The sequence below is a fragment of the Pseudomonas putida genome (assembly GCF_022627325.1).
Lineage (GTDB): Bacteria > Pseudomonadota > Gammaproteobacteria > Pseudomonadales > Pseudomonadaceae > Aquipseudomonas > Aquipseudomonas putida_X.
The window spans coordinates 118,931-144,594 of the sequence record NZ_JAETZZ010000010.1 but is presented as its reverse complement, the minus strand read 5'-3'; the positions used below and the strand labels follow the sequence as shown (position 1 = coordinate 144,594).

At 63.2% G+C, this 25,664-nt stretch carries 22 protein-coding genes and 1 pseudogene; 6 read left to right on the top strand and 17 right to left on the bottom strand.

Annotated elements, in window-relative coordinates; translation table 11 throughout:
* Window positions 1–153 precede the first annotated feature (153 nt).
* On the top strand, window positions 154–927 hold the full coding sequence (locus JNA92_RS17020; protein WP_241805829.1) for a transporter substrate-binding domain-containing protein: 774 nt from the start codon (window positions 154–156) through the stop codon (window positions 925–927).
* 64 nt (window positions 928–991) lie between these two features.
* Here the strand turns inward: JNA92_RS17020 and JNA92_RS17015 are convergent, their stop codons facing one another.
* The gene (locus tag JNA92_RS17015; RefSeq protein WP_241805828.1) at window positions 992–2,404 is read right to left on the bottom strand and encodes a purine-cytosine permease family protein; all 1,413 of its coding nucleotides are present in this window, start codon (window positions 2,402–2,404) and stop codon (window positions 992–994) included.
* Between the two features lie 354 nt (window positions 2,405–2,758).
* Between JNA92_RS17015 and JNA92_RS17010 the strand changes: the two genes are divergently transcribed.
* Window positions 2,759–4,921, top strand: a complete 2,163-nt coding sequence (locus JNA92_RS17010; protein WP_241805827.1) for a response regulator — start codon at window positions 2,759–2,761, stop codon at window positions 4,919–4,921.
* Between the two features lie 6 nt (window positions 4,922–4,927).
* On the opposite strand, the gene JNA92_RS17005 is transcribed toward JNA92_RS17010, so the two are convergent.
* The 10 genes from JNA92_RS17005 to JNA92_RS16960 form a co-directional block, all read right to left on the bottom strand.
* Window positions 4,928–7,111: an ATP-binding protein gene (locus JNA92_RS17005; RefSeq protein ID WP_241805826.1), complete on the bottom strand. Its 2,184-nt coding sequence runs from the start codon at window positions 7,109–7,111 to the stop codon at window positions 4,928–4,930.
* A gap of 105 nt (window positions 7,112–7,216) precedes the next feature.
* Entirely contained in the window at window positions 7,217–7,780 is a 564-nt protein-coding gene (locus tag JNA92_RS17000; protein ID WP_241805825.1) for an NUDIX hydrolase, read from the bottom strand.
* A 2-nt stretch (window positions 7,781–7,782) separates the two neighbouring features.
* The gene (locus JNA92_RS16995; RefSeq protein ID WP_012314143.1) at window positions 7,783–8,547 is read right to left on the bottom strand and encodes a GntR family transcriptional regulator; all 765 of its coding nucleotides are present in this window, start codon (window positions 8,545–8,547) and stop codon (window positions 7,783–7,785) included.
* 88 nt (window positions 8,548–8,635) lie between these two features.
* Window positions 8,636–9,025 (bottom strand): carboxymuconolactone decarboxylase family protein, encoded by a 390-nt coding sequence (locus JNA92_RS16990; RefSeq protein ID WP_012314144.1) that lies wholly within the window; start codon window positions 9,023–9,025, stop codon window positions 8,636–8,638.
* A gap of 101 nt (window positions 9,026–9,126) precedes the next feature.
* Window positions 9,127–9,612, bottom strand: a complete 486-nt coding sequence (locus JNA92_RS16985; RefSeq protein WP_241805824.1) for a flavin reductase family protein — start codon at window positions 9,610–9,612, stop codon at window positions 9,127–9,129.
* A 13-nt stretch (window positions 9,613–9,625) separates the two neighbouring features.
* Window positions 9,626–11,107: an aldehyde dehydrogenase gene (locus JNA92_RS16980; protein WP_241805823.1), complete on the bottom strand. Its 1,482-nt coding sequence runs from the start codon at window positions 11,105–11,107 to the stop codon at window positions 9,626–9,628.
* A complete protein-coding gene (locus tag JNA92_RS16975; RefSeq protein ID WP_241805822.1) occupies window positions 11,104–11,937 on the bottom strand; it encodes an alpha/beta fold hydrolase in 834 nt (277 codons plus the stop codon). Before JNA92_RS16975 ends, JNA92_RS16980 begins: the two co-directional genes overlap by 4 nt.
* 68 nt (window positions 11,938–12,005) lie before the next feature.
* Window positions 12,006–12,602: an amino acid synthesis family protein gene (locus tag JNA92_RS16970; protein ID WP_003256068.1), complete on the bottom strand. Its 597-nt coding sequence runs from the start codon at window positions 12,600–12,602 to the stop codon at window positions 12,006–12,008.
* 284 nt (window positions 12,603–12,886) lie between these two features.
* Window positions 12,887–13,930, bottom strand: a complete 1,044-nt coding sequence (locus JNA92_RS16965) for an LLM class flavin-dependent oxidoreductase (RefSeq protein WP_241805821.1) — start codon at window positions 13,928–13,930, stop codon at window positions 12,887–12,889.
* A gap of 66 nt (window positions 13,931–13,996) precedes the next feature.
* On the bottom strand, window positions 13,997–14,482 hold the full coding sequence (locus tag JNA92_RS16960) for a flavin reductase family protein (protein WP_012314149.1): 486 nt from the start codon (window positions 14,480–14,482) through the stop codon (window positions 13,997–13,999).
* 317 nt (window positions 14,483–14,799) lie between these two features.
* On the opposite strand from JNA92_RS16960, the gene JNA92_RS16955 reads away from it, so the two are divergent.
* Window positions 14,800–16,206 carry a purine-cytosine permease family protein gene (locus JNA92_RS16955; protein WP_241805820.1) on the top strand — a complete coding sequence of 469 codons (1,407 nt, stop codon included), beginning with the start codon at window positions 14,800–14,802 and terminating at the stop codon, window positions 16,204–16,206.
* Window positions 16,207–16,258: 52 nt separating this feature from the next.
* Here the strand turns inward: JNA92_RS16955 and JNA92_RS16950 are convergent, their stop codons facing one another.
* The 3 genes from JNA92_RS16950 to argC all read right to left on the bottom strand — a co-directional run bounded on the left by JNA92_RS16950 (window position 16,259) and on the right by argC (window position 20,071).
* Entirely contained in the window at window positions 16,259–17,869 is a 1,611-nt protein-coding gene (locus tag JNA92_RS16950; protein ID WP_431312468.1) for a methyl-accepting chemotaxis protein, read from the bottom strand.
* A gap of 493 nt (window positions 17,870–18,362) precedes the next feature.
* Window positions 18,363–19,049 carry a GNAT family N-acetyltransferase gene (locus tag JNA92_RS16945; protein WP_241805818.1) on the bottom strand — a complete coding sequence of 229 codons (687 nt, stop codon included), beginning with the start codon at window positions 19,047–19,049 and terminating at the stop codon, window positions 18,363–18,365.
* An 80-nt stretch (window positions 19,050–19,129) separates the two neighbouring features.
* Window positions 19,130–20,071, bottom strand: coding sequence for an N-acetyl-gamma-glutamyl-phosphate reductase (argC, locus tag JNA92_RS16940; RefSeq protein ID WP_241805817.1), 942 nt, complete (start codon window positions 20,069–20,071; stop codon window positions 19,130–19,132).
* 124 nt (window positions 20,072–20,195) lie between these two features.
* Between argC and JNA92_RS16935 the strand changes: the two genes are divergently transcribed.
* On the top strand, window positions 20,196–21,077 hold the full coding sequence (locus JNA92_RS16935) for a LysR family transcriptional regulator (protein WP_241805816.1): 882 nt from the start codon (window positions 20,196–20,198) through the stop codon (window positions 21,075–21,077).
* A gap of 129 nt (window positions 21,078–21,206) precedes the next feature.
* Window positions 21,207–21,470, top strand: coding sequence for a hypothetical protein (locus JNA92_RS16930; protein WP_241805815.1), 264 nt, complete (start codon window positions 21,207–21,209; stop codon window positions 21,468–21,470).
* Between the two features lie 125 nt (window positions 21,471–21,595).
* On the opposite strand, the gene JNA92_RS16925 is transcribed toward JNA92_RS16930, so the two are convergent.
* Together JNA92_RS16925 and JNA92_RS16920 are read right to left on the bottom strand one after the other, a co-directional pair.
* Complete coding sequence (locus JNA92_RS16925; protein WP_241805814.1) at window positions 21,596–22,246, bottom strand: TIGR04211 family SH3 domain-containing protein; 651 nt, start codon at window positions 22,244–22,246, stop codon at window positions 21,596–21,598.
* Between the two features lie 259 nt (window positions 22,247–22,505).
* Window positions 22,506–23,711 carry a hypothetical protein gene (locus tag JNA92_RS16920; RefSeq protein ID WP_241805813.1) on the bottom strand — a complete coding sequence of 402 codons (1,206 nt, stop codon included), beginning with the start codon at window positions 23,709–23,711 and terminating at the stop codon, window positions 22,506–22,508.
* A 229-nt stretch (window positions 23,712–23,940) separates the two neighbouring features.
* On the opposite strand from JNA92_RS16920, the gene JNA92_RS16915 reads away from it, so the two are divergent.
* Window positions 23,941–24,420 (top strand): VOC family protein, encoded by a 480-nt coding sequence (locus tag JNA92_RS16915; protein ID WP_241805812.1) that lies wholly within the window; start codon window positions 23,941–23,943, stop codon window positions 24,418–24,420.
* Between the two features lie 36 nt (window positions 24,421–24,456).
* Here JNA92_RS16915 and JNA92_RS16910 read toward each other — a convergent pair.
* Window positions 24,457–25,662, bottom strand: a pseudogene (locus JNA92_RS16910) (NAD(P)/FAD-dependent oxidoreductase).
* Between the last annotated feature and the right edge of the window lie 2 nt (window positions 25,663–25,664).

Here is a 25,664-nt window from a genome sequence, read left to right as displayed (position 1 = left end):
TTAATGATTCGGATTTGCGTTGATGCTATTGGCCGCGCAGGCCAGATACAAGAATGTGAAGATATCTTCACGAAAGCCGGGCACCTGGTGTATCTGTTTGGGGCGCGAGGCGCAGATGACCTTAATCAACCCTGCTCACAAGGACCCGAACGCATGAAAGCACCCTTGACCTTCTGCCTGCTGGCAGCCATGACCGGCACGGCCCTGGCCGTGCCCCCCGTTTCGCGCCTCGACGAGGTGCTTCAGCGCGGTACGCTCAAGGTCTGCACGACGGGCGACTACAAGCCCTATTCTTCCCTGCGTGCGGACGGCAGCTATGAAGGCATCGACATTGCCATGGCACAGTCCCTGGCCAAGAGCCTCGATGTGAACATTCAGTGGGTGCCCACCACCTGGAAAACCCTGATGCCGGACTTCCTGGGCCAAGGCTGTGACATTGCAGTCGGGGGCATTTCGGTGTCACTGGAGCGGCAGAGGAAGGCATTTTTCAGCGAGTCACTGGGCGTCGACGGCAAGATCCCGCTGGTACGCTGCGCCGATGTGCAGCGTTATCAGACCGTGGCGCAAATCAACCAGCCCCAGGTCAGGGTGATCGAACCCGCTGGTGGCACCAACGAGGCGTTCGCACGGGCGCATCTGGGCCAGGCGAGCATACGCCTGCACGATAACGTGACGATTTTCGACGAGCTGCTGTCGGGCAAGGCCGATGTGATGATCACTGACGCCAGCGAAGCCCGTTATCAGCAGAAGCTCAAGCCCGGGTTGTGCGCGGTCAACCCGGAGCGCGCCATGCAGTACAGCGAAAAAGCCTTCCTGCTGCCTCGTGATGATGTGGCCTGGAAAGGCTACGTCGACCAGTGGTTGCACCTGAGCCTGGCCAACGGCAGCTACGACAGCATCACTGCGCAGTGGCTGGCGGCGCCCTGAGGCTGCCACAACCGCCCGTTTCCAGGCGATTGTGATCGTGCCACGCCCTGCGCCCTCTGCCGGGTCAGGCAGCGGCGGCGAGCTTGGCGCTGGTCTGGCGACGGCGATAGGCACTGTCGCGGCTCGCCAGCCACCAGTACAGCGGCGAAGTGATCAGCAGGCCCACCAGCCAGGACAGGTCGGCGCCGTTGATGTGCTCGGAGATCGGCCCCACGTACAGCGGCGTGTTCATGAACGGGATCTGCACCACGATACCCACGGCATAGGCGGCCAGCGCCTGCGGGTTGTAGCGCCCGTAGATACCGCCATCGACCTTGAAGATCGACTGGATGTCGTAGTCGCCCTTGTGAATCACATAGAAGTCGATCAGGTTGATCGCAGTCCACGGCACCAGCACCACCAGCAACACCAGCACCATGTCGACGAAGTGGCCGATGAAGTCGGCTGAGGCAAACACTGCCACTACGCAGCAGGCCGCCAGCACGATCAGCGACAGTACCGCACGGCTCTTGGCGGTGGGGATCCAGCGGTAGGCGAAGGTCTGGATCAGGGTGATGATCGACAGCACTGCGCCGTAGAGGTTGAGGGCGTTGTGGCTGATCACGCTGAGCAGGAACAGCACCAGCATGATCGGGCCGAGGGTGCCGGTGGCGAGCTTGACCGCATCCATGGTGTCCATGCCGGCGGGGATCGCCAGCACCGCTACGGCGCCGAAGATGAACGACAGGCTCGAGCCCAGCGCCGACCCCAGGTAGGTGGTCCAGAAGGTCGAAGATACCTTCACGTCAGCCGGCAGGTATCGCGAGTAATCCGACACGTACGGGGCGAAGGCGATCTGCCACAGCGCCGCCAGCGACACGGTGGCCAGCCAGCCGGCCAGGTTGAAGCCGCCGCGGGTCAGGAAATCGTCGCTCTGCACGTGGCTGAAGATGTAGCCGAAGCCGACCACGATGCCGATGCCCAGGACCCAGGTGCCGATGCGGTTGAGTACGTGGATGAAGCGATAGCCGATGATGCCGATGATTCCCGAGCCCAGCGCGCCGATGACGATACCCACCGGTACCGGCACGCTGTCTACCACGCCATGCAGCGATTTGCCGGCCAGGACGATGTTGGAGGCGAAAAAGCCGATGTACATCACCCCGGCGATCACCACCACCAGCAGTGCCCCGAGCGAGCCGAACTGGGCGCGGCTCTGGATCATCTGTGGGATGCCCATTTGCGGGCCTTGCGCTGAGTGCAGTGCCATCAACACGCCGCCGACCAGGTGGCCGACCAGAATGGCGACGATGCCCCACAGCAGGTTCAGGTGAAACAGCTGCACGCCGAGCGCGCCGGTGACGATGGGCAGCGGCGCGATGTTGCCGCCGAACCACAGCGTGAACAGATCCCTTACCTTTCCATGGCGGTCTTGTGGCGGCACGTAGCCGATCGTGTGTTTTTCTATGAGGGGTGCCGAATTGGCTGCACTGGTCATGACTGACTCCAAGGCAAGGTGGGGCATCGGGTGCTGCCCGGGTGCGTGCCGGCGAAGGGCGACGCGTTCTTGTTGGAGCGATGATGCGGGGAGCGGGGGGAACGAGAAATTAGTAAATATGTGCCCATAAACCTTAAAAAACCTAAGGCTGACAAAAGGTTAAGAGGGCAGTGGTAGCAAAGAGCGCGCCACCGGGCTGGAAGGCGCGGGCTTGGCTGGTTCGGCCAGGCATGCGTGCACACGTGTGGACGGTAGTGGTGCGAGCTGCCCGATTGCAGTGCGTTGGGGAACGAACTGTTTATTGCACATCTCTTATCTTCAGATGGATGGCAATGTGCCCGGGACTTCCCAGAGATGAAACCGCTTCAACGACACGAAAGCCCAAAGCCGCCGCACTTTCTGCTCAATGGCGGTGCCATCGGCACACGGCTGCAGACGATGGACTGGAGCGATTCACCGCTCGGCCCGCCGCAATCATGGTCGCCCCACCTGCAGGCGGTGATGGCCACATTACTGCCGGCCCAGGCCCAGTTCGTGCTGTTCTGGGGGGAGGCCTTCGCAGCGCTTTACAACGACGCCTACGCGCCGACCATTGGCAGCAAGCATCCCCACGCTTTAGGGCGCCCAGCCCAGGAATACTGGCGCGAACTGTGGCATGACCTGGAACCGTTGCTGCGTGGCGTGCGAGAGACTGGCCAGACCTTTTCGGCCAAGGATCGCCCCTTTTATATAGAGCGCCACGGTGCGGGCGAAACGGTGTACTTCGATGTGTCGTATTCCGCGGTGCGTGAGGCCGATGGCAGTGTCGGCGGGGTGCTGTGCCTGGTCACCGAGACCACCGAGCGGGTACGCTTGCAGCAGAATCAGGCGTTTTTGCTGGCGTTGAGCCGCACGTTGCCTGGGTTGGGTGAAGCCGATCGCATCGAAGCCTACGTGGTGAGCCGCCTGGCTGAGCACTTGGGTGCGACGCAGGTCTGTTTCGCTGAGGATCAGGGCGACGGCGTAGGGTTCAAGGTTGCGCACGACTGGGCTGATGGCGTGCCATCGCTGGTCGGGCAACACCGCTACGCGCGCTACGGCGCTGCGCTGCATGAGCGACTGGCGGCAGGGCAGGTGGTGCAGCAAGCGTATGACAGTGCAACGTCACCCCTGGGCGGCCTGTGCTCGACGTTGCATGTGCCGGTGCTGCGTGGCGGTCGCCTGGAGGCCATGCTCAGCGTGCATTGTCATGGCCCGCGCCAGTGGCTTGAAGAGGAATGCCGCTTGGTGGAGGAGACGGCCAAGCAAGGCTGGGCGGCCATCACCCATGCCCGCGCAGAACGCGCCCTGCACCTGCTCAACGACAGCCTGGAGGAGCGCGTCACGGCGGCACTCGCCCAGCGTGAGGCCGCGATGCTGCAGTTGCACGAAGCGCATAAGCTGGAAATGATCGGGCAACTGACTGGCGGTATTGCCCATGACTTGAACAACATGCTCACGCCTATCATCGGCTCTTTCGAACTGCTGCGCCGGCACCCACAGTCCGACCGTGCCCCGCGCCTGATCGATGGGGGGCTGCAGGCTGCCGAACGGGCACGCAATCTGGTCGCGCGCTTGCTCAGCTTCGCCCGCCGGCAAACCCTCAAGCCCCAGGCAGTTTCGCTGGCCGCTCTGGTAGAGGACATGCACGAGATGCTGGCCCGATCACTGGGGCCGACCATCGCGGTGAGCGTGCAGATTGACCCGGCTTTGCCTGCGGTGGTCGTAGACCCTCATCAACTTGAGCTGGCGCTGCTGAACCTGGCGGTCAACGCACGCGACGCCATGCTCGAAGGTGGCGCCCTGAGCATCTGCGCCGGGCTTGATGGCGAGGGCCCCGAAAGGCCAGCGGCCCTGGCGGCGGCGCAGATGGTGTGGCTGCAGGTTCGCGACAGTGGCAGTGGCATGGATGAAGATCAGTTGCGCCGTTGCGTCGAACCGTTCTACTCCACCAAAGGCGTAGGCAAGGGCACCGGCCTTGGCCTGCCGATGGTTCAGGGGCTGGCCGTACAGTCCGGTGGCGGCTTCGAGATACGCTCGCAGCAAGGGCAGGGTACGGTTGCCACGTTGTGGCTGCCGAGCAGCGATGGGGTTGCGGTGTGTCGTGACAGTGAACGGGCAGAGGTGCCGCTGGCAGACCCTGCGCGTCGCGTGCTGCTGGTGGACGACGAAGAGATCGTGCGCCATGCCACAGCCTTGCAGTTGCGCGACCTGGGTTATCAGGTGACCGAAGCGGCCAGTGCCGCTGCAGCGTGGCAGTTGGTAGAAAAGGGCTGGTGGCCTGATGTTCTGGTGACCGATCATGTGATGGCGGATATGACCGGGGTGCGGTTCGCTCAACGGATGCGCGAGCGCCAGGCTGACCTGCCCGTGCTGATCATAACCGGCTATGCCAACCTGACACCGCGCGAACTCAAGGGCTTCGAGGTGTTGCGCAAGCCGTATCGGCGCGCAGAGCTGGCGCAGAGTGTGGCGCGCCTGCTTACCGGCAGGCCTTGACGGCCTTCAAGGCGCCAGCACCTTGCCAAGCAACTGGCAGACTTGCTCGGCCGAGTACGGCTTTGCCAGAAAGGTGAACCCCTCGTGGCCGCCTTCGGCAATCGCGTCGCTGTAGCCGGAGGTGAGGATCACCGGCAATTGCGGGCGCTGGCGGCGTAGCTCGCGGGCCAGGGCCAGGCCGCCCATACCGGGCATGACCACATCGGAAAATACCGCATCGAAGTCGCCTGCCGGCCCTGCCAGCTCCACCAAGGCGTGCTCCGCTGAGTTCACCCAGCAGATTCGGTACCCCTGGTCTTCGAGGATCTGCGCGGTGAAATTGCCCAGATCGGGGTTGTCTTCCACCACCAGTATCCGCCGCCGCGCGCCGTTCACCTGAGGGGCGCTGAACTCGGCGGCCCTATCGGCGTGCTCGGCAGGCGGTTCCTCTTGCGGCAGGTACAGGGTAAAGGTCGTCCCCTGGCCCGGGACGCTGGCAACCTCCACATCCCCCCCGGATTGCTTGGCAAAACCGAACACCTGCGATAGCCCGAGCCCCGTGCCTTCCCCGGGTGCCTTGGTGGTGAAGAACGGGTCGAAGATGCGCTCGAGCAGTTCATCCGGGATACCAGCACCGCTGTCCACCACTGAGATGGCGGCGAACGGCCCGTCGTGTGCCTGCTGGTCGCGCAGGCCAGGCATGCGTTGGTTGGGCAGCAGGCGCAAATGCAAGGTGCCTTCGCCGGCCATGGCATCACGGCCATTGAGCATCAGGTTGATCACCGCGGTTTCCAGTTGGCTGAGGTCGGCGCGGATGTGGCATGGCGTCGGCGGCAACTCCAGTGCTACCTGGATCCGCGCCCCTGTGGCGGTGTCGAGCATGTCGGCCATGGCCTGCAGGCGCGCCCCGGCTTCGAATAGCTGGGGGCTCAATGCCTGACGGCGGGCAAAGGCCAGCAACTGGCCTGTCAGCTTGGCGCCGCGGTCGACAGTGTCGGCCATGGTCTTGAGGTAGCGTTCGCGGCGGCTTTGCTCGAGGTTGGGGCGCTGCAGGAAGTGCAGCGACGAGCGGATGATGGTGAGCAAGTTGTTGAAGTCATGAGCGACGCCACCGGTCAGCTGGCCAATGGCTTCGAGCTTCTGGGCCTGGCGGAGCACGGCCTCGGTATGCAGCAGTTGGGTAGTGCGTTCTTCGACGCGGTGTTCCAGGGTGGCGTTGAGCGATTCGAGCGCAGCCAGCGCCTCCCGCACTTCGGTGTGGGACTGGACCCGCTGGATATGCGCCCAGCAACGCTCTGTCACTTCCCCGATCAGCGCCTGTTCGTAGCCCGTCCACCGCCGTGGCATTTTATCGTGGATGGCCATCAGCGCGGTGAGTCGGCCGTCCTTGACCAATGGCATGCAGATGGTGGCGGTAATGCCGATGGCCTGGAAGGTGGCAGCTTCGTCACTGGCCAACTCGTTCAGGTTGTCGTTGATCACCAGCGGCAGGCCGTTGCGCAGTTGGCTGACCGCCAGGCGGCCGAAGTCAGCCAGGCGGTACTGGCCCAACAGCCGTGGGGAATCGGGGGCGACAGCGTCGCCGCAGATCGTGAAGCCATCTTGGTCGGCATCCATCACGGCATAGGCGCAACTGGACAGCTGCAGGTGCTCCACCAGCATGCCGGTGGTGATGGCCATTACCCGGTCCGGATCGGTGGCATTCGCCACGGCCCGCCCCAGGTCGTCAAGAAATGCCAGCCGCTGGTTGGTGACCACACTGCTGGTCGTCTCGGTGACCGTGTCGAGCATGCCCACCACTTCGCCGTTCTGGTCACGAATGGGGCTGTAGCAGAAGGTGAAGTAAGCACGCTCCGGGCCGCCGTTGCGGTCGATGGTCAGCGGGAAGTCTTCGATATAGACGGCTTCGCCGCCCAGGGCGCGTTCGGCCATGGCCGAGATGTCGGCCCAGGCTTCTTGCCACACTTCGCGAAACGGCTTGCCCAGCGCACCGGGTTTTTTGCCAAGGATTGGCAAGAACGCGTCGTTGTGCAGGGTAAGCAGGTCGGGGCCCCAGAGAATCGCCTGAGGAAAGCGCGAGGCCAGGCACAGGGCCACGGTGGTCTTGAGTACGTCAGGCCAGGTCTCGATCGGGCCCAGGGAGGTCGTGGTCCAGTCGTGATTGCGAATGCGCTCGGCCATCAGCCCGCCGCCGTCCAGCCATTTAGCCATGTGTGCTCCGCCCATCCTTTTGCCGGGGATGCCAAGGGTGCACCGAGAATAACCGATTGGCGAGGGCTTTATGCTGTCTATGTCGGTGATCAGGCCGCAGCAGGGTCAACGAATGAAGTGCACCTTGCCGGTGTCGTCATTGCCCATGTAGATCCCATACACCCCAGCCTGCCGCTCGAGGATGTAACGCTCGAGAATCTGCCGTATCGCCGGATAGTAGATCTCGTCCCAAGGGATCTGGTCGGGTTCGAAGAACGTGTAGGCCAGCGTTTCTGGCCCGTACTGGCCGGTCTCCTCGGTGGCGATCGCGCGAAAGATGATGTACACCTCGCTGATTGTCGGCACGCTGAAGATCGAGTAGGGCGAGACGATTTCGGCACGCACGCCGCTTTCTTCCCAGACCTCACGCAGCGCTGCCTGCTCGGTGGTTTCGCCCGCTTCCATGAACCCGGCCGGCAGCGTCCAGGTGCCGGGGCGCGGCGGGATCGCCCGCTGGCACAGCAGGTACTTGCCATCGCGTTCGATGATGCAGCCGGCGATGATCTTCGGGTTGATGTAGTGGACATAGCCGCACCCGGTACAGTGCAGGCGCTCATGGGTGTCGCCATGGGGAACGCCCCGGGCCAGTTCTGTGGTGCAGTGCGGGCAGTAGCGCGGGGCGTTGGGCATGGTCAGCGGCCTATGCGGGGTTCGATGCGGGGTTCCTTGAGGGCCAGAGGCTCGACCATGTCGCGCACCTTGGTGTTGTCGTCCTGCTTCTGGCGCAGGTAGTCCAGGGCCACCTTGGCGGCGGCGCGCACATGGTCGACCGAGGCCTGGTGGGCCACCAGCGGGTCGCCACTCTTGATGGCGTCGACGATCTTTTCCATTTCAAGGTTGCTGGCGCCGCGGCGGTTCTGCTGCGACACCGAGGTGGCGCGCAGGTAGCTGATGCGCGCCTGCAACTGGCGCAGCTGCTGCGCTGCGACCTGGTTGCCGGAGCCTTCGAGCAGCACCTCGTAAAAGCCTTGGACAGAGTCCAGCACCTGCTGCAGCTCGCCTTCCTCGAGTGCCTCGCGGTTGACCTCCAGCGCCCGCTCCAGGGCTCGTATGTCCTTGGCTTTGGCATTGAGGGTGAACAACTGCACGATCAGGCCTTCGAGTACACAGCGCAGCTCGTAGATATCGCGGGCGTCTTCCAGGGTGATGATGGCCACGCGTGGCCCCTTGGCATCGGCGAATTCCACCAGGCCTTCGGACTCCAGGTGACGCAGGGCTTCACGCACTGAGGTACGGCTGACACCAAGGCGGTCGCAGAGGTCGCGCTCGACCAGGCGATCGCCGGGGAGCAGGTGGAAATTCATGATCGCGCCGCGCAGCTTGTCGAGCACGATTTCACGCAGTGTTACGGGGTTGCGGTTGACCTTGAAGCTGTCGTCGAGTGGCTGGCGTTTCATCAGGTGCGCTCTTTATGAGGCTGTTTCGCCAACATCGCGGAACACCCCGAACCGAGGTGCTCCCTGCAGTGGTTCGAACAGCCCGTTGTTAACGGGTTGACTCCGCATCGGCTTCGGCGAACGCTTCGCGGGCCAGGCGGAAACTGTCCACCGCCGCGGGTACGCCGCAATAAATGCCGACCTGGAGCAGGATCTCGCGAATCTGTTCACGGCTCAGGCCATTACGCAAGGCGCCGCGAATATGGAGCTTGAGCTCGTGGGGCCGGTTGAGCGCGGAAATCATGGCCAAGTTTATCATGCTGCGCTCTTTGAGCGATAAGCCATCGCGGCCCCAGACGTGGCCCCAGCAGTACTCGGTAACCAGCTCCTGCAAAGGCTTGGTGAAGTCGTCGGCGTTCTGGATCGAGCGGTTCACGTAGTCCTCGCCCAGCACCTGGGTACGGATCTGCAAGCCTTTTTCGTACTTTTCGTTGCTCATCGTCTGGCTCCGAATCAAAAGAGGGGCCGCAACCAAGGGTGAGAGGGTCGCGCGGCCCCTGAAAAAAGAACTGTTGGAGCCGCTTTGCGGCCCCGAGGGCATCAGCCCAGCGGGGGCAGGGCGCCCAGTTTGCCTTTGTGGTAGACCATCGGGGTCACCGGGTCGGCGGGCAGCACCAGGTTCTTCACCGCGCCGACGATGATCGCGTGATCGCCGCCGTCATACTCGCGCCACAACTCGCACTCGATGATCGCCGTGGCCTTGCTCAGCAACGGGTTGCCCAGCTCGCTCAGGTGCCACTCGATGCCTTTGGCCTTTTCCTTGCCCTTGCCGGCGAAGGCGTAAGCCTCGGCAGTCTGCTCGGCGGACAGCAGGTGGATCGCGAACTGCTTGCTGTCGCGCAGGATCGGGTAAGTGTCAGAGGCGTAGTTGGGGCAGAACAGCACCAGCGCCGGGTCGATCGACAGCGCACTGAATGCGCTGGCGGTGATGCCGACAATGCCGCCGTCGGCGTCCAGCGTGGTGACCACCGTGACCCCTGACGGGAAGGAGCCCATCACGTCTTTGTAGATGCCTGGTTCGATCATCGTGTATTACCTCTTAGCGCATCACAAACGGGTCGGGCATCGGCGCGGTGGACAGGTTGATCCACACGGTCTTCAGCTCGGTATAGGCCAGCACCGAATCGATGCCGCTTTCACGGCCGTAGCCGCTGTTCTTGAAACCGCCGATCGGCGCCATGGCCGACACGGCGCGGTACGTATTGACCCAGATGATCCCCGAACGCACGTCACGGGCCAGGCGGTGGGCGCGGCCCAGGTCGCGCGTCCAGATGCCGGCAGCGAGGCCGAACTGCGAGTCGTTGGCGATGGCAAGGGCCTCTTCCTCGGTCTTGAAGCGGATGACCGCGGCGACCGGGCCGAACACTTCTTCCTGCATGATGGTCATCGAGTTGCTGTCGCACTCGAACAGCGTCGGTTCGTAGAACCAGCCTTCGCCCTCGACGTCGGCACGTTTGCCGCCCATGTGCAGCGTGGCGCCTTCGGCCTTGGCCGCAGCAACCAGGCTTTCGACCACGGCCAACTGCTGGGCAGTGGCCATCGGGCCCATTTCGCTGGCGTCGTCCTGGGGGTTGCCGATGCGGATGCGCTTGGCCCGCTCGATCAGGCGGGCGACGAATTCGTCGAAGATTTCGTCCTGCACCAGCAGGCGCGAACCTGCCACGCAGCTTTGCCCGGAGGCCGCGTAGATGCCGGCCACTGCGCCGTTGATGGCACTGTCCAGGTCAGCGTCGGCGAAAATGATGTTCGGCGACTTGCCGCCCAGCTCAAGCGACAGCTTGGCGAAGTTCTCGGCGCTGCTGCGCACCACGTGGCGAGCGGTGGCGGCGCCGCCGGTGAAGGCGATCTTGCGCACCAGCGGGTGGCGCGTCAGTGCCGCGCCGGTGCTGGGGCCGTAGCCGGTGACCACATTGACCACGCCGGCAGGGAAGCCCGCTTCCAGAGCCAGGCGCGCCAGCTCGAGGATGGTCGCCGAGGCATGCTCGGAAGGCTTGAGCACGATGGTGTTGCCAGCGGCCAGGGCGGGCGCCAGTTTGATCGCGGTGAGGTACAGGGGGCTGTTCCACGGGATGATCCCGGCCACCACGCCGATCGGCTCGTGCACGGTGTAGGCGAACAGGTCCGGCTTGTCCAGCGGCAGGGTGCCGCCCTCGAGCTTGTCGGCGAGGCCCGCGGTGTAGTGGAAGAACTCTGGCAGGTAGCCGACCTGGCCCCGGGTTTCGCGGATCAGCTTGCCGTTGTCACGGCTTTCCAGCTGAGCCAGGTGTTCTTTGTTTTCGGCGATCAGGTCACCCAGCTTGCGCAGGAGCTTGCCCCGCGCGGTGGCGGTGATGCTGCGCCAGGCTTTGCTGTCGAACGCACGCTGGGCAGCCTGAACGGCCAGCTCCACATCGGCTTCATCAGCGTCGGGCAGTTGCGCCCAGGCCTGGGCGGTGGCCGGGTTGAGGCTATCGAAGGTCTTGCCGCTCTGGGCATCGAGCCATTGGCCGTCGATGCACATCTGGAAACGAACGAGGGTCATGCAACAATCCCCTTGGCGGATTCGGTGAGGGTGCGGGCCTGGCTGAGGAAATCCAGCAGCATCTTGTTGACTTCACGGGGTGCCTCCACCGGCATCATATGCCGTTGCTCGGCGAGGACCACACTTTGCGCGCCAGGAATGCTGGCAGCGAGCTGGCGGGTCATGGCCGGGGTGGAGCCTGTGTCGAGTTCGCCGGTGGCGATCAGTGTCGGTACCTGGATGCTGCCCAGATCAGCGGCGCGGTACATGTCCTGGGTGGCGAACAGCGAGTAAGTGGTGTGGTAGCCCTGCGGGTCGTTGCTCGCCAGCACCTGGCGAATCGCGGCGACCTGCGCCGGGTTGGCTGCCTTGTACTCCCGGCTGAACCAGCGGTCGAGCGCGGCGTCGACGTTGGCGTCGGGGCCTTGCTGGGCCGCCTGGGCTGCGCGTGCGATGACCCCGGCGCTTTGCTCCGGGCTGCGGTTGAACACGCTGTTGAGCACCACCAGCGCGGACAAACGCTGCGGGTAGTTCAGGGCAAAGGCGCGTGCGACCAGGCCACCCATCGAGAAGCCGATCACGGTCGCCTGGGCGATCTGCAGATGGTCGAGCAGTTCTGCCAGCTGGTCGGCGTAGCCTTCCAGGCCGGTATCGGCGGCAGGCAGTGCGCTCTGGCCATGGCCGAGCATGTCGTAGGCAATGACGCGGTAGTCGTTGGCCAGGCCCACGAACTGCCCGCCCCACATTTCCTTGTTCAGGCCCACGCCGTGGATCAGCACCACGGGTTGGCCCTGGCCTTGGGCCAGGTAACTGGTCCCGGCCGGTGTACGTTCAGCGACAGGCTGAATCATGGAGGGCGCTCCTTGAAGGTCGGGCGCGGCGGGTAAGCACGCCACGCCCCGGCCCGTCTTGGTTGTTGTTATTGAGCGTTGGCTTTTTCGGCAGCCAGTTCTTCCAGGTCGATGTAACGGTTGCCGATGCGCGGGTGCAGGCGGCCGCCGTCGGCCGCGCCCAGTACCACGACGATTTCGTCGGCACGCGGGGCGTCTTCGATCTGCATTTCCAGGGTGATGTAGTGCGAGCGCAGGCCTTCGTCGTCTTTCTGCATCATCGGGATCTGGATCGAGGTGCCGGGGCCGCCGCGCTTGTTGGTGAAGCTCAGGTAGCTCTTGGCTTGTACGGCTTCGCGGTAGTGGTTGCCGAAGCGCAGGGTGTGGATCACCGCCGAAGCGTGTTCGATCTCGCCATCGGCGCCGACCACGGCAGCTTTACCGTAGGCTTCGATCTTGTCGGCACCGCCAATGGCAGCGGTGAGGCGCTCGACCATCAGCGCACCCAGTTCGGAGCAGTTGGCGCGGATTTCCGGCTTGAGGTCTTCAACGAAGCCGCGCCCGGCCCATGGGTTCTTGATCACCACGGCCAGGCCGACCATGGTCACCGGCTTGTCGGTGGCCTTGCCGCCTTCGATGCGGGTCTCTTCGGAGTAGGTGACGATCTTGCGGATTTCGAAACTCATGAGGGGCTCCTGGTGAGGGTTATCAGCTCTTGTTGTCTGATGGTATACCATAATATTTGTTGTGCAAGAGCCCGCTGAAAATTTCTCCAAGCAGGAGACGAAAGGCGGCGGCAAGCCGCAAGCTGCAAGCCGCAAGCCGCAAGCGCCGAGCTCACGGTCGAGCACGAACGCTGTTGCTTGAAGCTTGCAACTTGCGGCTTGCAGCTAAAAAAACGCCCACGCCCGAGGCCTTGGCGGCCTCCGGGGAGCGGGCTGTTCCAGCAACGCTTTCAGGTAAGGGGAATTCAGGCGAACGCCGGCACCACTTCCTTGATGAACAGCTCGAGCGACTTCTTCTTCTCGGCGTGGGGCAGGCTGTTGTCGCACCAGAAGCTGAACTCGTCGACGCCCAGTTCCTGGTAGTACTTGATGCGCGCGATGATTTCTTCCGGCGTACCGATCATGGTGTTCTTGCGAATGTTCTCCAACGCGAAGGCCGGCACCTCGGCGAACTTCGACTCCGGGCTCGGCTCCAGGAAGCCGTTGACCGGGACCGTCTTGTTGCCAAACCAGGCATCGAAGGTGCGGTAGAAGCGCGAGATGGCCTGGGCGCCGACTTTCCAGCCCTCGGGTTCCGACGGGCTGTGCACGTGGGTGTGGCGCAGCACCATCAGTTGCGGGCGCGGAACCTCGGGGTTGTTGTCCAGGGCAGCCTGGAACTTGTTTTTCAGGTCCAGTACTTCTTCATCACCCTTCATCAACGGGGTGACCATCACGTTGCAACCGTTTTTCACCGCAAAGTTGTGTGAGTCCGGGTCGCGCGCAGCGATCCACATCGGCGGCATGCCATGCTGCACCGGTTTGGGCACGCTGGTGGAGGTCGGGAAATTGTAGACCTCGCCTTCATGGGCGTAGTCGCCTTCCCACAGTTTGCGTACCGCGGGCACCATTTCGCGCAGGGCCTTGCCGCCGTCGGTGGCCGGCATGCCATTGGCCATGCGGTCGAACTCGAACTGGTAGGCACCGCGGGCCAGGCCCACTTCCATGCGGCCGTTGCTGATCACGTCGAGCAGGGCGCACTCGCCAGCCACGCGGATCGGGTTCCAGAAAGGCGCAATGATGGTGCCGGCGCCCAGACGGATCTTCTCGGTGCGCGCGGCCAGGTAGGCCAGCAGCGGCATCGGGCTGGGCGAAATGGTGTATTCCATGGCGTGGTGTTCGCCGATCCATACGGTGCTGAAACCGCCGTTTTCGGCCATCAGGGTCAGTTCGGTGAGGTCCTCGAACAGCTGGCGGTGGCTGACCTGCTCATCCCAACGTTCCATGTGTACGAACAACGAAAATTTCATGGGGCACTCCTCGCAGCTTGAAAGTCTCGCCTGGCGTGCCAGGCGTCAGTAATAACGTCAGGCGCCTCAGGCGAAGGCGGGCAGGCTGGCCATTTTGCCGCGGCAGTAGACCATGGGCCGTGGTGCCTGCTCGGGAACGATCAGGTTGTGCACCTTGCCGACCATGATCGCGTGGTCGCCACCTTCATATTCACGCCACAACTCGCATTCGATTACCGCAGTGGCCCCTGCCAGCACCGGGTTGCCCAGTTCGCTCAGGGTCCACTCGATGCCCGCAGCCTTGTCCTTGCCTTTCTTGGCGAAGGCGTAGGCTTCAGCTTGCTGTTCGCCAGAGAGCAGGTGAATGGCAAAGCGCTTGTTCTTGATCAATACAGGGTAGGAATCGGAACTGTAGTTGGGGCAGAACAGCACCAGCGGCGGGTCCATCGACAGGGAGGAAAAGGCGCTGGCAGTCAGGCCGACGATCGAGCCGTCGTCGTCCAGTGTGGTGATGACGGTGACGCCTGAGGGGAAGGAGCCCAAGACGTTCTTGTAGACGGTTGCGTCGATCATGGCGTGTACCTCGAAAGGGGGTAGCGGTGAGCCGCTTTTTATCGTTGATGTGTCTGATGGTATACCGTAATACTCGTTTTGCAAGCGGAATTTTCAGGGCTGGGTAAAACACGATGAATGGCTAAAAGCCGCATGAAATGGGGCTTTGCTCCAATCATGAAGGCCTGGCCGAGAGTGCTGAACCGGATCAGTCGGGCTTTTTTAAACCGAATCAGTGTTGTCAAAAGTTTGGAATACCATAATATGGTCCGCAGCTGAGAGGCCGCCTAGGCGCGGTTTCCTTACAAAGATAAAAACGACCTTTCGAGCTGAAAACCATGTCCCAACCGTCATCGCAACACCAGTTTGTCGAGAATCACACGGTCGATTACGTTCCACCTGCCGAGCGCCACGGGAAGGCCCGCGACCTGTTCACCCTCTGGTTCAGTACCAACATCGCGCCACTGCCCATCGTCACCGGCGCCATGGTGGTCCAGGTGTTCCACCTGAACCTGTTGTGGGGCCTGATCGCCATCGTGTTGGGCCATCTGATCGGGGGGGTGGTCATCGCCCTGGCCTCTGCGCAGGGACCGCAACTGGGCATTCCACAGATGGTGCAGAGCCGCGGCCAGTTCGGGCGTTATGGTGCCCTGCTGATCGTGTTCTTCACGGCATTGATCTATGTTGGCTTCTTCATTTCCAACATCGTATTGGCAGGCAAGTCGATCCACGGCATTGCGCCGAGCGTGCCGATGCCTACGGCGATCGTCATCGGTGCCCTGAGCGCCACGGCGATCGGTGTCATCGGCTACCGCTTCATTCATAGCCTCAACCGCATCGGCACCTGGGTGATGGGGTCGGCGCTGCTGGCCGGTTTCATCATGATGTTCACCCAAGAGTTGCCGGCCGACTTCTTCAGCCGGGGCGCGTTCAACCTGTCCGGCTTCATCGCCACCGTCTCGCTGGGCACCATCTGGCAGATCAGTTTCTCGCCGTACACTTCCGACTACTCGCGCTACCTGCCCAAAGAGGTCGGTATCGCCAAGCCGTTCTGGGCGACGTATTTCGGCGCCACCCTGGGCACCATACTGTGCTTCAGCTTCGGTGCAGTGGCAGTGCTGTGCGTGCCCCAAGGCACCGACGCGATGGACGCGGTCAAGCAGGCCACCGGCTGGCTGGGCCCGATCCTGATGGTGCTGTTCCTGCTCAACATCATCAGCCACAACGCCCTCAACCTGTACGGCGCGGTACTGTCGATCGTCACGGCCATCCAGACGTTCTTCGCCCAATGGACGCCTAGCATCAAGGTGCGGGTAATGCTGGCTGCGGTGATTCTGGTAGCGTGCGGGATGGTTGCCCTGAATGCCTCGGCAGACTTCATCGGTCACTTCATCGGGCTGATCCTGGCGCTGTTGCTGGTGCTGGTGCCGTGGGCTTCGATCAACCTGATCGACTTTTACCTGATCAAGAAAGGCGAGTACGACATCGCCTCGATCTTCCGCGCCGATGGCGGGATTTACGGGCGCTTCAACCCCCACGCGATCATTGCCTATGCGTGCGGGATTCTGGTGCAGTTGCCGTTTGCCAACACGTCGCTTTATGTAGGGCCCTATTCCAACATCGTGGAGGGCGCGGACCTGTCCTGGCTGTTCGGCCTGATCGTGACGGTGCCGCTGTATTACTGCCTGGCCACGCGCGGCAAGGCTGCCGAGCAGGCGGGGCGGGTTGTGAGTGTCAATGACTGAGAGGTTGCGGTTGCTGTAACAGGGGCTGCAACGCAGCCCCGGCTCTGTCCGATCAAACCTTGAACTGCGCCACCATGCCATTCAGGTCCACCGCCAACCGCGACAAGTCTTGTGCCGCCGCGCTGGTCTGGTTGGCCCCCGCCGATGTCTGCATCGCCAGGTCGCGGATGTTAACCAAGTTGCGGTCCACTTCCCGCGCCACTTGTGCCTGTTCTTCCGACGCACTGGCGATCACCAGGTTGCGCTGGTTGATCGAAGCGATCGCCTCGGCAATCACTTCCAGCGCCTGCCCGGCACCTTGCGCCACTTCCAGCGTACCGGTGGCACGCCCCTGGCTGCTGTGCATGGCCGTGACCGCCCGCTCGGTACCGTTCTGAATCCCGGCAATCATCTGTTCGATTTCGGCGGTGGACTGCTGGGTGCGGTGGGCCAGGGCGCGCACTTCATCGGCGACCACGGCAAAACCACGGCCCGCCTCACCGGCGCGGGCGGCTTCGATGGCAGCGTTGAGGGCCAGCAGGTTGGTCTGGCCGGCAATCGAGCCAATCACATCGAGCACGCGGCTGATCTCGTTGGCATTGCTGGCCAACTGCTCGATTTCGGCAGAGGTGCCGGTCACGTCATCGACCAGGTGCTGGATCGAGGCCAGCGCCTGGTTGACCTGATCGCGGCCATCGCGCGTGCTGCGGTCGGCGCCCTGGGACGCATCGGCAGTGCTCACCGCGTTGTTCGCCACTTCTTCCACGGCGGCAGTCATCTGGTTGACGGCGGTGGCCGCCTGGTCGATCTCCGCGCTCTGTTGGTGCAGGCCACGGCTGGTATCTTCGGTAACCGTGTGCAGCTCTTCCGAGGCCGAGGCCAGCTGGTCGGACGAGGCCGCAATCTTGCGAATGGTATCGCGCAGGCTTGCCTGCATGCGGCTCAGGGCGCGCAGCAGCAAGGCTGGCTCGTCGCGACCGGTAACCGTGATTTCCCGCGTCAGGTCGCCCTTGGCGACACGTTCGGCCACGGCCACGGCATCTGCCAACGGCACGACGATGCTGCGGGTGAGCACGGTGGCAATGGCTACCAGGGCAATCATGATTACCAGCAGAGAACCGATAATGGCCGCAAAGGCTTCGTCGGCCACGTCACTGCTGCGCTGGGAGGCCTGTTCGGCGCCGGTGCTGTTGTAGGTGGTCAACGCCGACAGGGCTTTCATCATGGTGTCAGCATACTGCGTGAGTGGGCCGCTGATCTGTTGCCTGGCCTCGGCCATTCGGCCGGCGGCGATGTCTTTGAGTACCTGGGCCTGCAGGCCGAAATACTGTTGATGGGCCGCGATCAATGCGTTGAACAGGGCACGATCATCGGCGGCGATGATGGTGGCCTCATAGTCCTTCAGGCCCTGGTCGAGTTGCTCATTGATGCCTTTGAGCAATTCGATGTTGCGCATGCGCTCAGTGGGGCTGTCATCCAGCGCAGCGCGCATGGTGATAGCGCGAGCGCGGCCGAGGTTGGTGCTGATGTCACCGAGGGCGACCACGGCAGGCATCCAGGTGATGCGGATTTCGTCCGTAGCCTCGTCCATCTGCCGGGTTTCATAGAGGGCTATAAGGCCCATGAACAGGACTAGGGCGCCCAACAGAGCAAATACGCTGGCAGCGCGAATGCCGATCTTCATATTCCGTAACTGCATGGAATGTTCCTTGACGGTGGTGCGCAATCAGGACCATGGGCAAACCCCGCTCACCGACGGTGCCATGCTCCCAATGTGCTGCAATATAGTGATAGGACTCACCTCTGATTATTGTTTTTCGGAATAGTGTCATATTGCCATCATTGTTGACCAGGCATTCAAACTAACGTCATCTGCTGGTAAATCCGTCATTTATTGACGAATCTGTCAGGAAAAAGCGCTTAAAGCGCCGGAATCAATGGGTCGGCAGCATTCCGGGCCGAGGGCCAAGCTCTGGCTGTTGACGCAAATGGCCGCTCGCCTAACAGGCCGGCCAAGGCACCGTTGCCGGGGATCGGCCCATACCTTGTCGGGCAGGCGAGCGGCGCTCAGTGCGCGGAGAGGGGAACGGTGCGGGGGCAGGGGGACAGTCCGGCGAGCCGGGCCAAGCTCAAGTGCTCGTTCAGACTGTTCTTGGGGCCTGCAATGAGGCCCGGGGTCAATGCACCGTCTTGCGTTGTTTCACACAGGCGCGAGCCTGTTCCGTCAGCTCATCCAGCCACTCATCGCGCTGCTGCTCGGCTTCGATCATCGCATCTTCACCCTGCTGATTGAGCAGGTAGGTGTGGATCTGGTGCACTTCAGTGGCCTGGTAAATCGGCGCGATATCAAGCCGGCCGATCAGCGCGCCGCTGGCCTGGCCGGTGCTGCTCATCAACACTTGCGGCCCGCTGGCGGCTACCACCTGCATGCCCCGCGCTTCGAACCAAGGCACCTGGTTGGCAAACGCGTTCAGTTCGACGCTGGCAAAGCGCGCCTGCACATCGGCCAACAAGGCGCGGCCGATACCGTGGCGGCGATGCCCGGGCACAACGGCGAGAAAGGCCAGTGCACAGGCCTTCGGAGTGTCCTGGGCCGGCAACGTCAGGGCGAAACCGAGCATCTGGTCGGGGGCTTCGGCGTCCAGCGCCAGGGTCAGCTGCACGGCCAGGCCGCGAGTGCCGTCCATGGCCTGCAGGTACTGATGCACCTCCATGCCGACGCCGTACTGGTACAGCGGGTACAACGGATTGTCGGCACGAATGGCGACGCTGCTCAGTTCGCCGACATGGTGGATCACCAGGTCACGGATCTGATTCTGGAAAGATTCGGGCGGCACGCTGTCAAGGCGGCTCAGAATGAACATCGGTGGACGGGCTCCGGCGGCTGTTGAATCGCCCCGCACCGGTTGATGCGGGACGCACAGTCTACCGCCTTTTTTACCTGTCAGCCTTGGGCCTGCAGCGCGGCAAGCATCAGCTCGAGGTTTTGCACCGCCGCACCCGAGGCGCCCTTGCCCAGGTTGTCGAACACTGCCGTGAGCAGTACCTGGCCGTGTTCGGGGTTGGCGTACACGCTCAGGCGCAGGTCGTTGCTGTCGTTCAATGCCTCAGGGTCCAGCGGTGAGGCCGGCCCCTGCTGGTGCAGGGGAGCGACGGTCACATGGCGTGCGCCCTGGTAGTGCTGTTCAAGGCATGCCTGCAAGTGCTCGGCACGGATCTGCCCTGGCAACAGGCGCAACTGCAGCGGGATGCTCAACACGATGCCCTGGCGATAGGCCGCATAGCCGGGCAAGAACACCGGCCGGGCTGCCAGGCCGGCGTGCAGCTGGATTTCCGGCACGTGCTTGTGCGCAAGCTCCAGGCCGTACATCTGCAACGTCGGCGCGCGCTGAGCCCCGGACTGCTCATGGCGCTCGACCGCCGCACGGCCACCGCCGGAATAGCCGGAGATGGCATGGATGCTCAGCGGGTAGTCGGCGGGCAACAGGCCGGCCTGCACCAGCGGGCGCAGCAGGGCGATGGCGCCAGTGGGGTAGCAGCCGGGGTTGCTGACCCGCTTGGCCAGGGCAATGCGCTCGGCCTGCCGTTCGTCCAGTTCAGGCAGCCCGTAGACCCAGCCGGGGGTGGTGCGATGCGCGGAGCTTGCATCGATCACCCGCACCGCTGGGTTGCGGATGGCCGACACGGCCTCGCGCGCAGCGTCGTCGGGTAGGCAGAGCAGGGCGATGTCGGCGCTGTTGATGGCGTCGCTGCGCCGTTGTGGGTGCTTGCGTTCTGCCTCGGGCAGGGTCAGCAGTTGCAGATCGGTGCGCCCTTGCAGGCGGGCATGGATCTGCAGGCCGGTGGTGCCTTGGTCGCCGTCGATGAAGACAATTGGGGTACGCATGGTCGGGTCCGGTCACATGAAAGATGGCCTATGCTCGCCTGTCGCTGTGGTAAAGAAAATTTGAATATCATGATGCAGACCTTCATATTTCCTGAACAAAAGTCATTCTGAAGCGGCCCAGCCTATGCGTGAAATCAGCCTCGATCGCCTCCGCACCCTTGTGGTCATCACCGACCTGGGGTCTTTCGCCGAGGCCGCGCGTCAGCTCAACCTGGCGCCGCCTACCATCAGCCTGCACGTGGCCGAACTCGAGGCGCGGGTTGGGGCGCCGCTGTTGACCCGCAACCGTAACCAGGTACGCCCCACAGCGATTGGCGAAACCCTGCTGGTACGCGCCCGCCGGCTGTTGGCCGATGCCGATCTTGCTCTGGATGAAGTGCGGCGCCAGGTCGAAGGGCTGGCAGGACGGGTGCGCCTGGGCGCCTCGACCGGCGCCATTGCCCACCTGTTACCGCAGGCATTGGAGCACCTGCGGCTGGCACATCCCGGTATCGATGTGCAGGTGCAGGTCCTGACCTCCCAGGCTTCGCTGGTGCGCCTGCGCGAAGGCGCCCTGGATATCGGCCTGGTGGCCTTGCCGCAGGTAGCGAGCAAGGGCATCAAGGTCACCGCCTGGCGGCGCGACCCGATCCTGGCCTACGTGCCGGCAGACTGGCAGCCGCCTGCCCGGGTCACCCCAGCCTGGCTGGGGCACCGAGCGCTGATTCTCAATGACAGCAGCACCCAGCTATCGCGGGTGACCGCAGAGTGGTTCGCTGCCGCCGGGCTGTATCCTGAGCCGCGGATCGAGTTGAACTACAACGACGCGATCAAAAGCCTGGTGGAGGCCGGTTATGGCGCTACCTTGCTGCCCCAGGAAGGCGAGATGGCCGAGCTGGACCGGCGCATTGCCCGCCGACCGCTGCGCCCTGGGTTGTGGCGGCAATTAGGGATTGCCTGCCGGGACGGCGAGGTCGAGCGGGCGACGGGGTTCGTGCTGCAGGCGCTGGAGCGGTTGCGCCAGTAGCTGGAGGCCGGTACAGGGCTGCGACCGCAGGGCCGAGCCCAAGCGTCAGTGCGCGTGGCCGACTATGCTATGTGCTGCGTCGAGCCAATACCTCTCGATGACCTTTCCGATTTCCGAGGAGAACGCTCCATGAAATCCATGACAGTTCTGGTGATTGCTTCTGTGCTGAGTTTTGCCGCCCATGCCGACCCCGCCAGCAATTGCGATGCGAAGATCAAGGAACTGGAAGACATGCACAAGGCCAGTGGTCAGGCAATGCACGGTGGCATGGCCCATGACTTCAAGGTGCATATGCAAAATGCCAAAGATGCCCGCGATGCCGGTGACATGACCAAGTGCCAGTCCTCAGCCGACCAGGCCAAGACCATCTATAACAAGGCACGCAACAAATAGCAGGCAGACCTGGTTGGCCTGGTCGCTGGCAAGCCGCTTCACAGTATCCGCATTCTGGGCCTGTGAGAGCCGGCTCGCTGGCGATCAGGCTGGTACTGGCAACCCGGCGCCTGGCCGGACAGGCCTCAGAACCAGCGGTCGTTCTTCTTGCGGCCGCGGGTCAGCGCCGGCAGGATCAGCCCCGCCAGCAGGCCCGCGCCGGCAATGCTGCCGCCGTAGACCATGTAGCGCATCATGACTTGCTTGTTCTCATCGCCCAGGCGCGCCTGCGCGTCGCGTAGGTTCGACTGGGCCTGATCGAGCTGTTCGTTCAATGCCTGGTTGCGTGCTTGCAGTTCGTCGGCCAGTTTCTTGCGCGAGTCGAGGGTTTCCTGCATACCCTGCACGCGGTTCTTCCAGCTGTCGTCGATGGTTTTCAGTTGCTCGGACAACTGCGCCACTTGTGCGTCAAGTTCAGGCAAACGCTCGCCTTGGCCCGGGACCGATTGCAGGTCGCTGGAGAGGATCCACACCAGGTCACCGTTCTGCCCGCGCACCTGGCTGTAGTTGCCCTGAGTGCCGATCAGGGTCAGCTTCTGTCCGGATTTGAGTGTGCCGACGATGCGGTGCCCGTCGGTAGGGCCGCTGCGTACATAGGTGCTCAGGCTGTCGCTGACCCAGCGCGCATCGCTGGCCGGCTCTTGGGCATGCGCGGGGGCGCCAAGCGCCACGAGGGCGGCGATCAAGCTGCCGCGCAGGGCAGGGAGGGCGAGGGAGGCTGGGCGGGATTCAGGCATGTTGGGTCTTCGCTGCATCAGGAAAAATAGGCCCGGTGACGTTTGCGCGTCAGTTGGGCCGGCGAACCGGTCGGTGAGTTGACCGTCAGCGAAAGACCTCATTTTTGGAGGCAGGTTCACTGCTGGGTGTGGGAATTGTCTGCAGGATGTTGCAAAAGGCGAGCTAGAGCCCTCGCGGCGAACTGGCTGCTTTGCGTGTCGCAAGCGGCCTGTTCGCGAGGGCGTCATGTGCCTGGCAACAGCTTTGAAGTGGCTGCCGTCATTCGCCACGACGGGGGAGCTCCGCGATGTACTCGGCAATCCTGCGCCGCAGGCCGTGGTCGTCCTGTCGCAGCAGTACGTCGAACAGCACGCGGCTGTAAGCGCTGCTGGCGTAGCTGCACGGGCCGAACTGCCACTGCTCCCTCACGGCCCGCTCAGCCGCCGCCAGCATGTTGGCGGGAATCGTGCTGCTGGCGTGATGCGGCGTGACATGGCTGCGCGCTATGTAGGTAAGCGCGCTGTGCACCGCGTCGTCGACCAACGACAGGGCAGACGCCACTGGCAGCATTCCGAGCAATTGCGCGGCAACCTGCGTGGCCTTTTCCCGGGGTTCGAAAGGCAGGCCATGCGCTGCACAGCGCGAGGCGATGCAGGCACACACGTGTTCAATCGATAGGGCCGTGATTGCCTCGCTAAGCTGTTCGCACCATTCGGGGCGGGGGCCTGCGCCCAACAGGTCAAGCAGCGCGCGACGCAACGGCTTCAGGCCCGCACGTTGGTGCCCGTGCAGGCTTACATTCACCACCCAGTACACTTTGTCACGCCACGCCTTGGGTGTTGGGTCATTGCTGAACGATGCCGGTGGCGAATCCGGGTCGACCAGCAGAATCAGGTCCTCTTGCAAAGCCTGCAGCAGGCTTGCATCCATGGCCTTCGAAGGGCTGACACGTTCCTCACCAGTGGGGTGCTCGGCCGGAAGCAGCCGCTCGTGTTGTTTGTCCATCCGCACCTCGAGCAGCGCCAACAGTTGCAGCTTGCGGGTTATCGAAAGGCTGCACAGAGGTATCGGCTGGCGTCTGGCCAGTGACCAGTGTTCCCTGATGCGTTGGCGCTGCTGTGCTTGCAGCTCCAGCCTGGCTTGCTGACGCGCCGCCAGGCACGGTTGGCACGCGCAAACACGGCGCCACTTCGTATGCCCGGGGAAGTAATGGCGATGCTCGCAGGTTTTGCAGAATGCCATGTTGTCGTGACAGCTGGATGCCGTGCGGCTTTTGCGCCGCTCGAACAGGCTGGTTTTGCAGTAGGGGCAACGCAGGGCGGCGCAGGGAAGGGGTGGAAAGGCCTTGATCAGGCTGCTGGGTGCTACGTCGATGGCGTAGCGCTCGAGCAGGTGTGCAATCTTCTCACCGCTGATGTATTCGCTGTACAGCGCCTCGACCTGTTCGGCGCTAAGGTGCTGCAGCTTTGCTTGGAAGTCCGACAAACCTGAATCTCCCTGAAAAGTCGGTAATAGCCCGCTTTGAGGATGATCGTGCTTGCCGAATGGATAAGTGAAGCGCGCAAAGGCTGGATAATTCTCCGCTACGTGTAGGGCGTTTCTGATTTGCCCGGAGATCGGCAATCCTTGCGCTTGACGCGCTGCGCGCTGCCCATCGTCGTGCCGTGCCCAAGGGCTACACTGAACGTTTCCGGCCTATCCATGGAGCCATGCCATGACTGCCAAGAACACGATTTGCCTGTGGTTCGATCACGACGCGCAGGACGCTGCGCACTTCTACGCCAGTACGTTTCCCGACAGCGAGGTGATCGCGGTGCACCAGGCACCGAGCGACTACCCCTCAGGCAAGGCGGGTGATGTGATCACGGTCGAGTTCACCGTCATGGGCATCCCTTGCGTGGGGCTCAATGGCGGCAAGGCATTCAGCCACTCAGAGGCATTTTCGTTCCAGGTCAGCACTGAGGACCAGGCCGAGACCGATCGACTGTGGCACGCCATCGTCAGCAATGGTGGGCAAGAGAGCGTCTGCGGCTGGTGCAAGGACAAGTGGGGGATATCCTGGCAGATCTGCCCAAGGGTGCTGATCGAGGCCATTGGCAACCCGGACAGGGCGGCAGCAAAGCGGGCGTTCGAGGCGATGATGGGCATGGGCAAGATCGATGTGGCCGCCATCGAGGCGGCGCTGCGCGGCTGAAGGAAAAGGGCCCAAGCCTGGGCCCTGTGTGCCGGCTCAGGCCACTGGGATGGTCGGGTCTGCCGCTGCCAGTGCCGCCTGGCGGTCCTCGGCTGCCGGCGGGTAGATCCAGATCGAGTTGATCTGCGATTTCAGCACCTTGGCTTCGGCCTTGTCTGTCGGCGGCGAAACCTTGCGCTCCCAGCCTTCGGTGTACACCGCACCCTAGGCTCCCAGGTCGAGGCAGGTCACGTACTTGGGCTGGCTGTAGGGCATTGGCGCCACACCAATCAGCTCGGCCACGGCGTTGTTGCCTGCGTAACGCCCGAGCGGGATGGCATGCTGGCAGGACATCACCGCATAATTGCCTGCCTCATCGCAGGCGGCGTAGGCCACGTCACCGGCGGCGTACACCGCATCATTGCCTTTGACCTTGAGGTTGCCATCCACGTGCAGGCGGCCCTGGCGGTCACGTTCACCGCTGATCTGCTCGGTCAACGGGTTGGCCTTGAAACCCACGGTCCAGATCACCGTACTGGCCTCGATGCGCTGGCCGTTGTCGAGCAATACCCCCTCGGGGTCGACCGAGGCCACTGAGGCCGCGCAGATCCATTCGATACCCAGTGACTCGCACGCCTGTTCGATGGCGGGGCGAATGCCGTCACCCAGGGCTGCACCGATCTTCACGCCGCGGTCGACCACCACCACACGCAGCCGTGCCTGCTCGCCAAGGATGCTGCGCAAGCGCGATGGCAGCTCGGTGGCGGTCTCGATGCCGGTGAAGCCGCCCCCCGCAACCACCACGGTATTGCGTGCCGGGGTGTCGGGCAGGCTGGCCAGGGATTTGAGGTGGGTCTCAAGACTTGCGGCGCTGTCGATCTTGTCGACGTCGAACACATGTTCGATCCCGACCATGTCCGGTCGGTTGAGTACGCTGCCACAGGCCATGATCAGGCGGTCGTAGGGCAAACTGCATTCGGTACCACTTTGCGTGCGGTAGCTCACACGCTTTGCAGCTTCATCGATGTGGAACGCCGTGCCCTGCACGAAACGTACACTCACTGCCTCGAACAACGCCTGCAACGGCGCAGCCATGGTGTGCACCTCGGGCTCGTAGAACCGTGGGCGCACATGCAATTCGGGCTGCGGCGCGAGCAGCGTCACCTCGACATCCGTACGGCCATGCAGGTCGAGTTGGCGGATGGCGCTCAGGGCGCTCCAAAGGCCGGCGAAACCTGCGCCAATGATCAGGATGTTTTTCATCG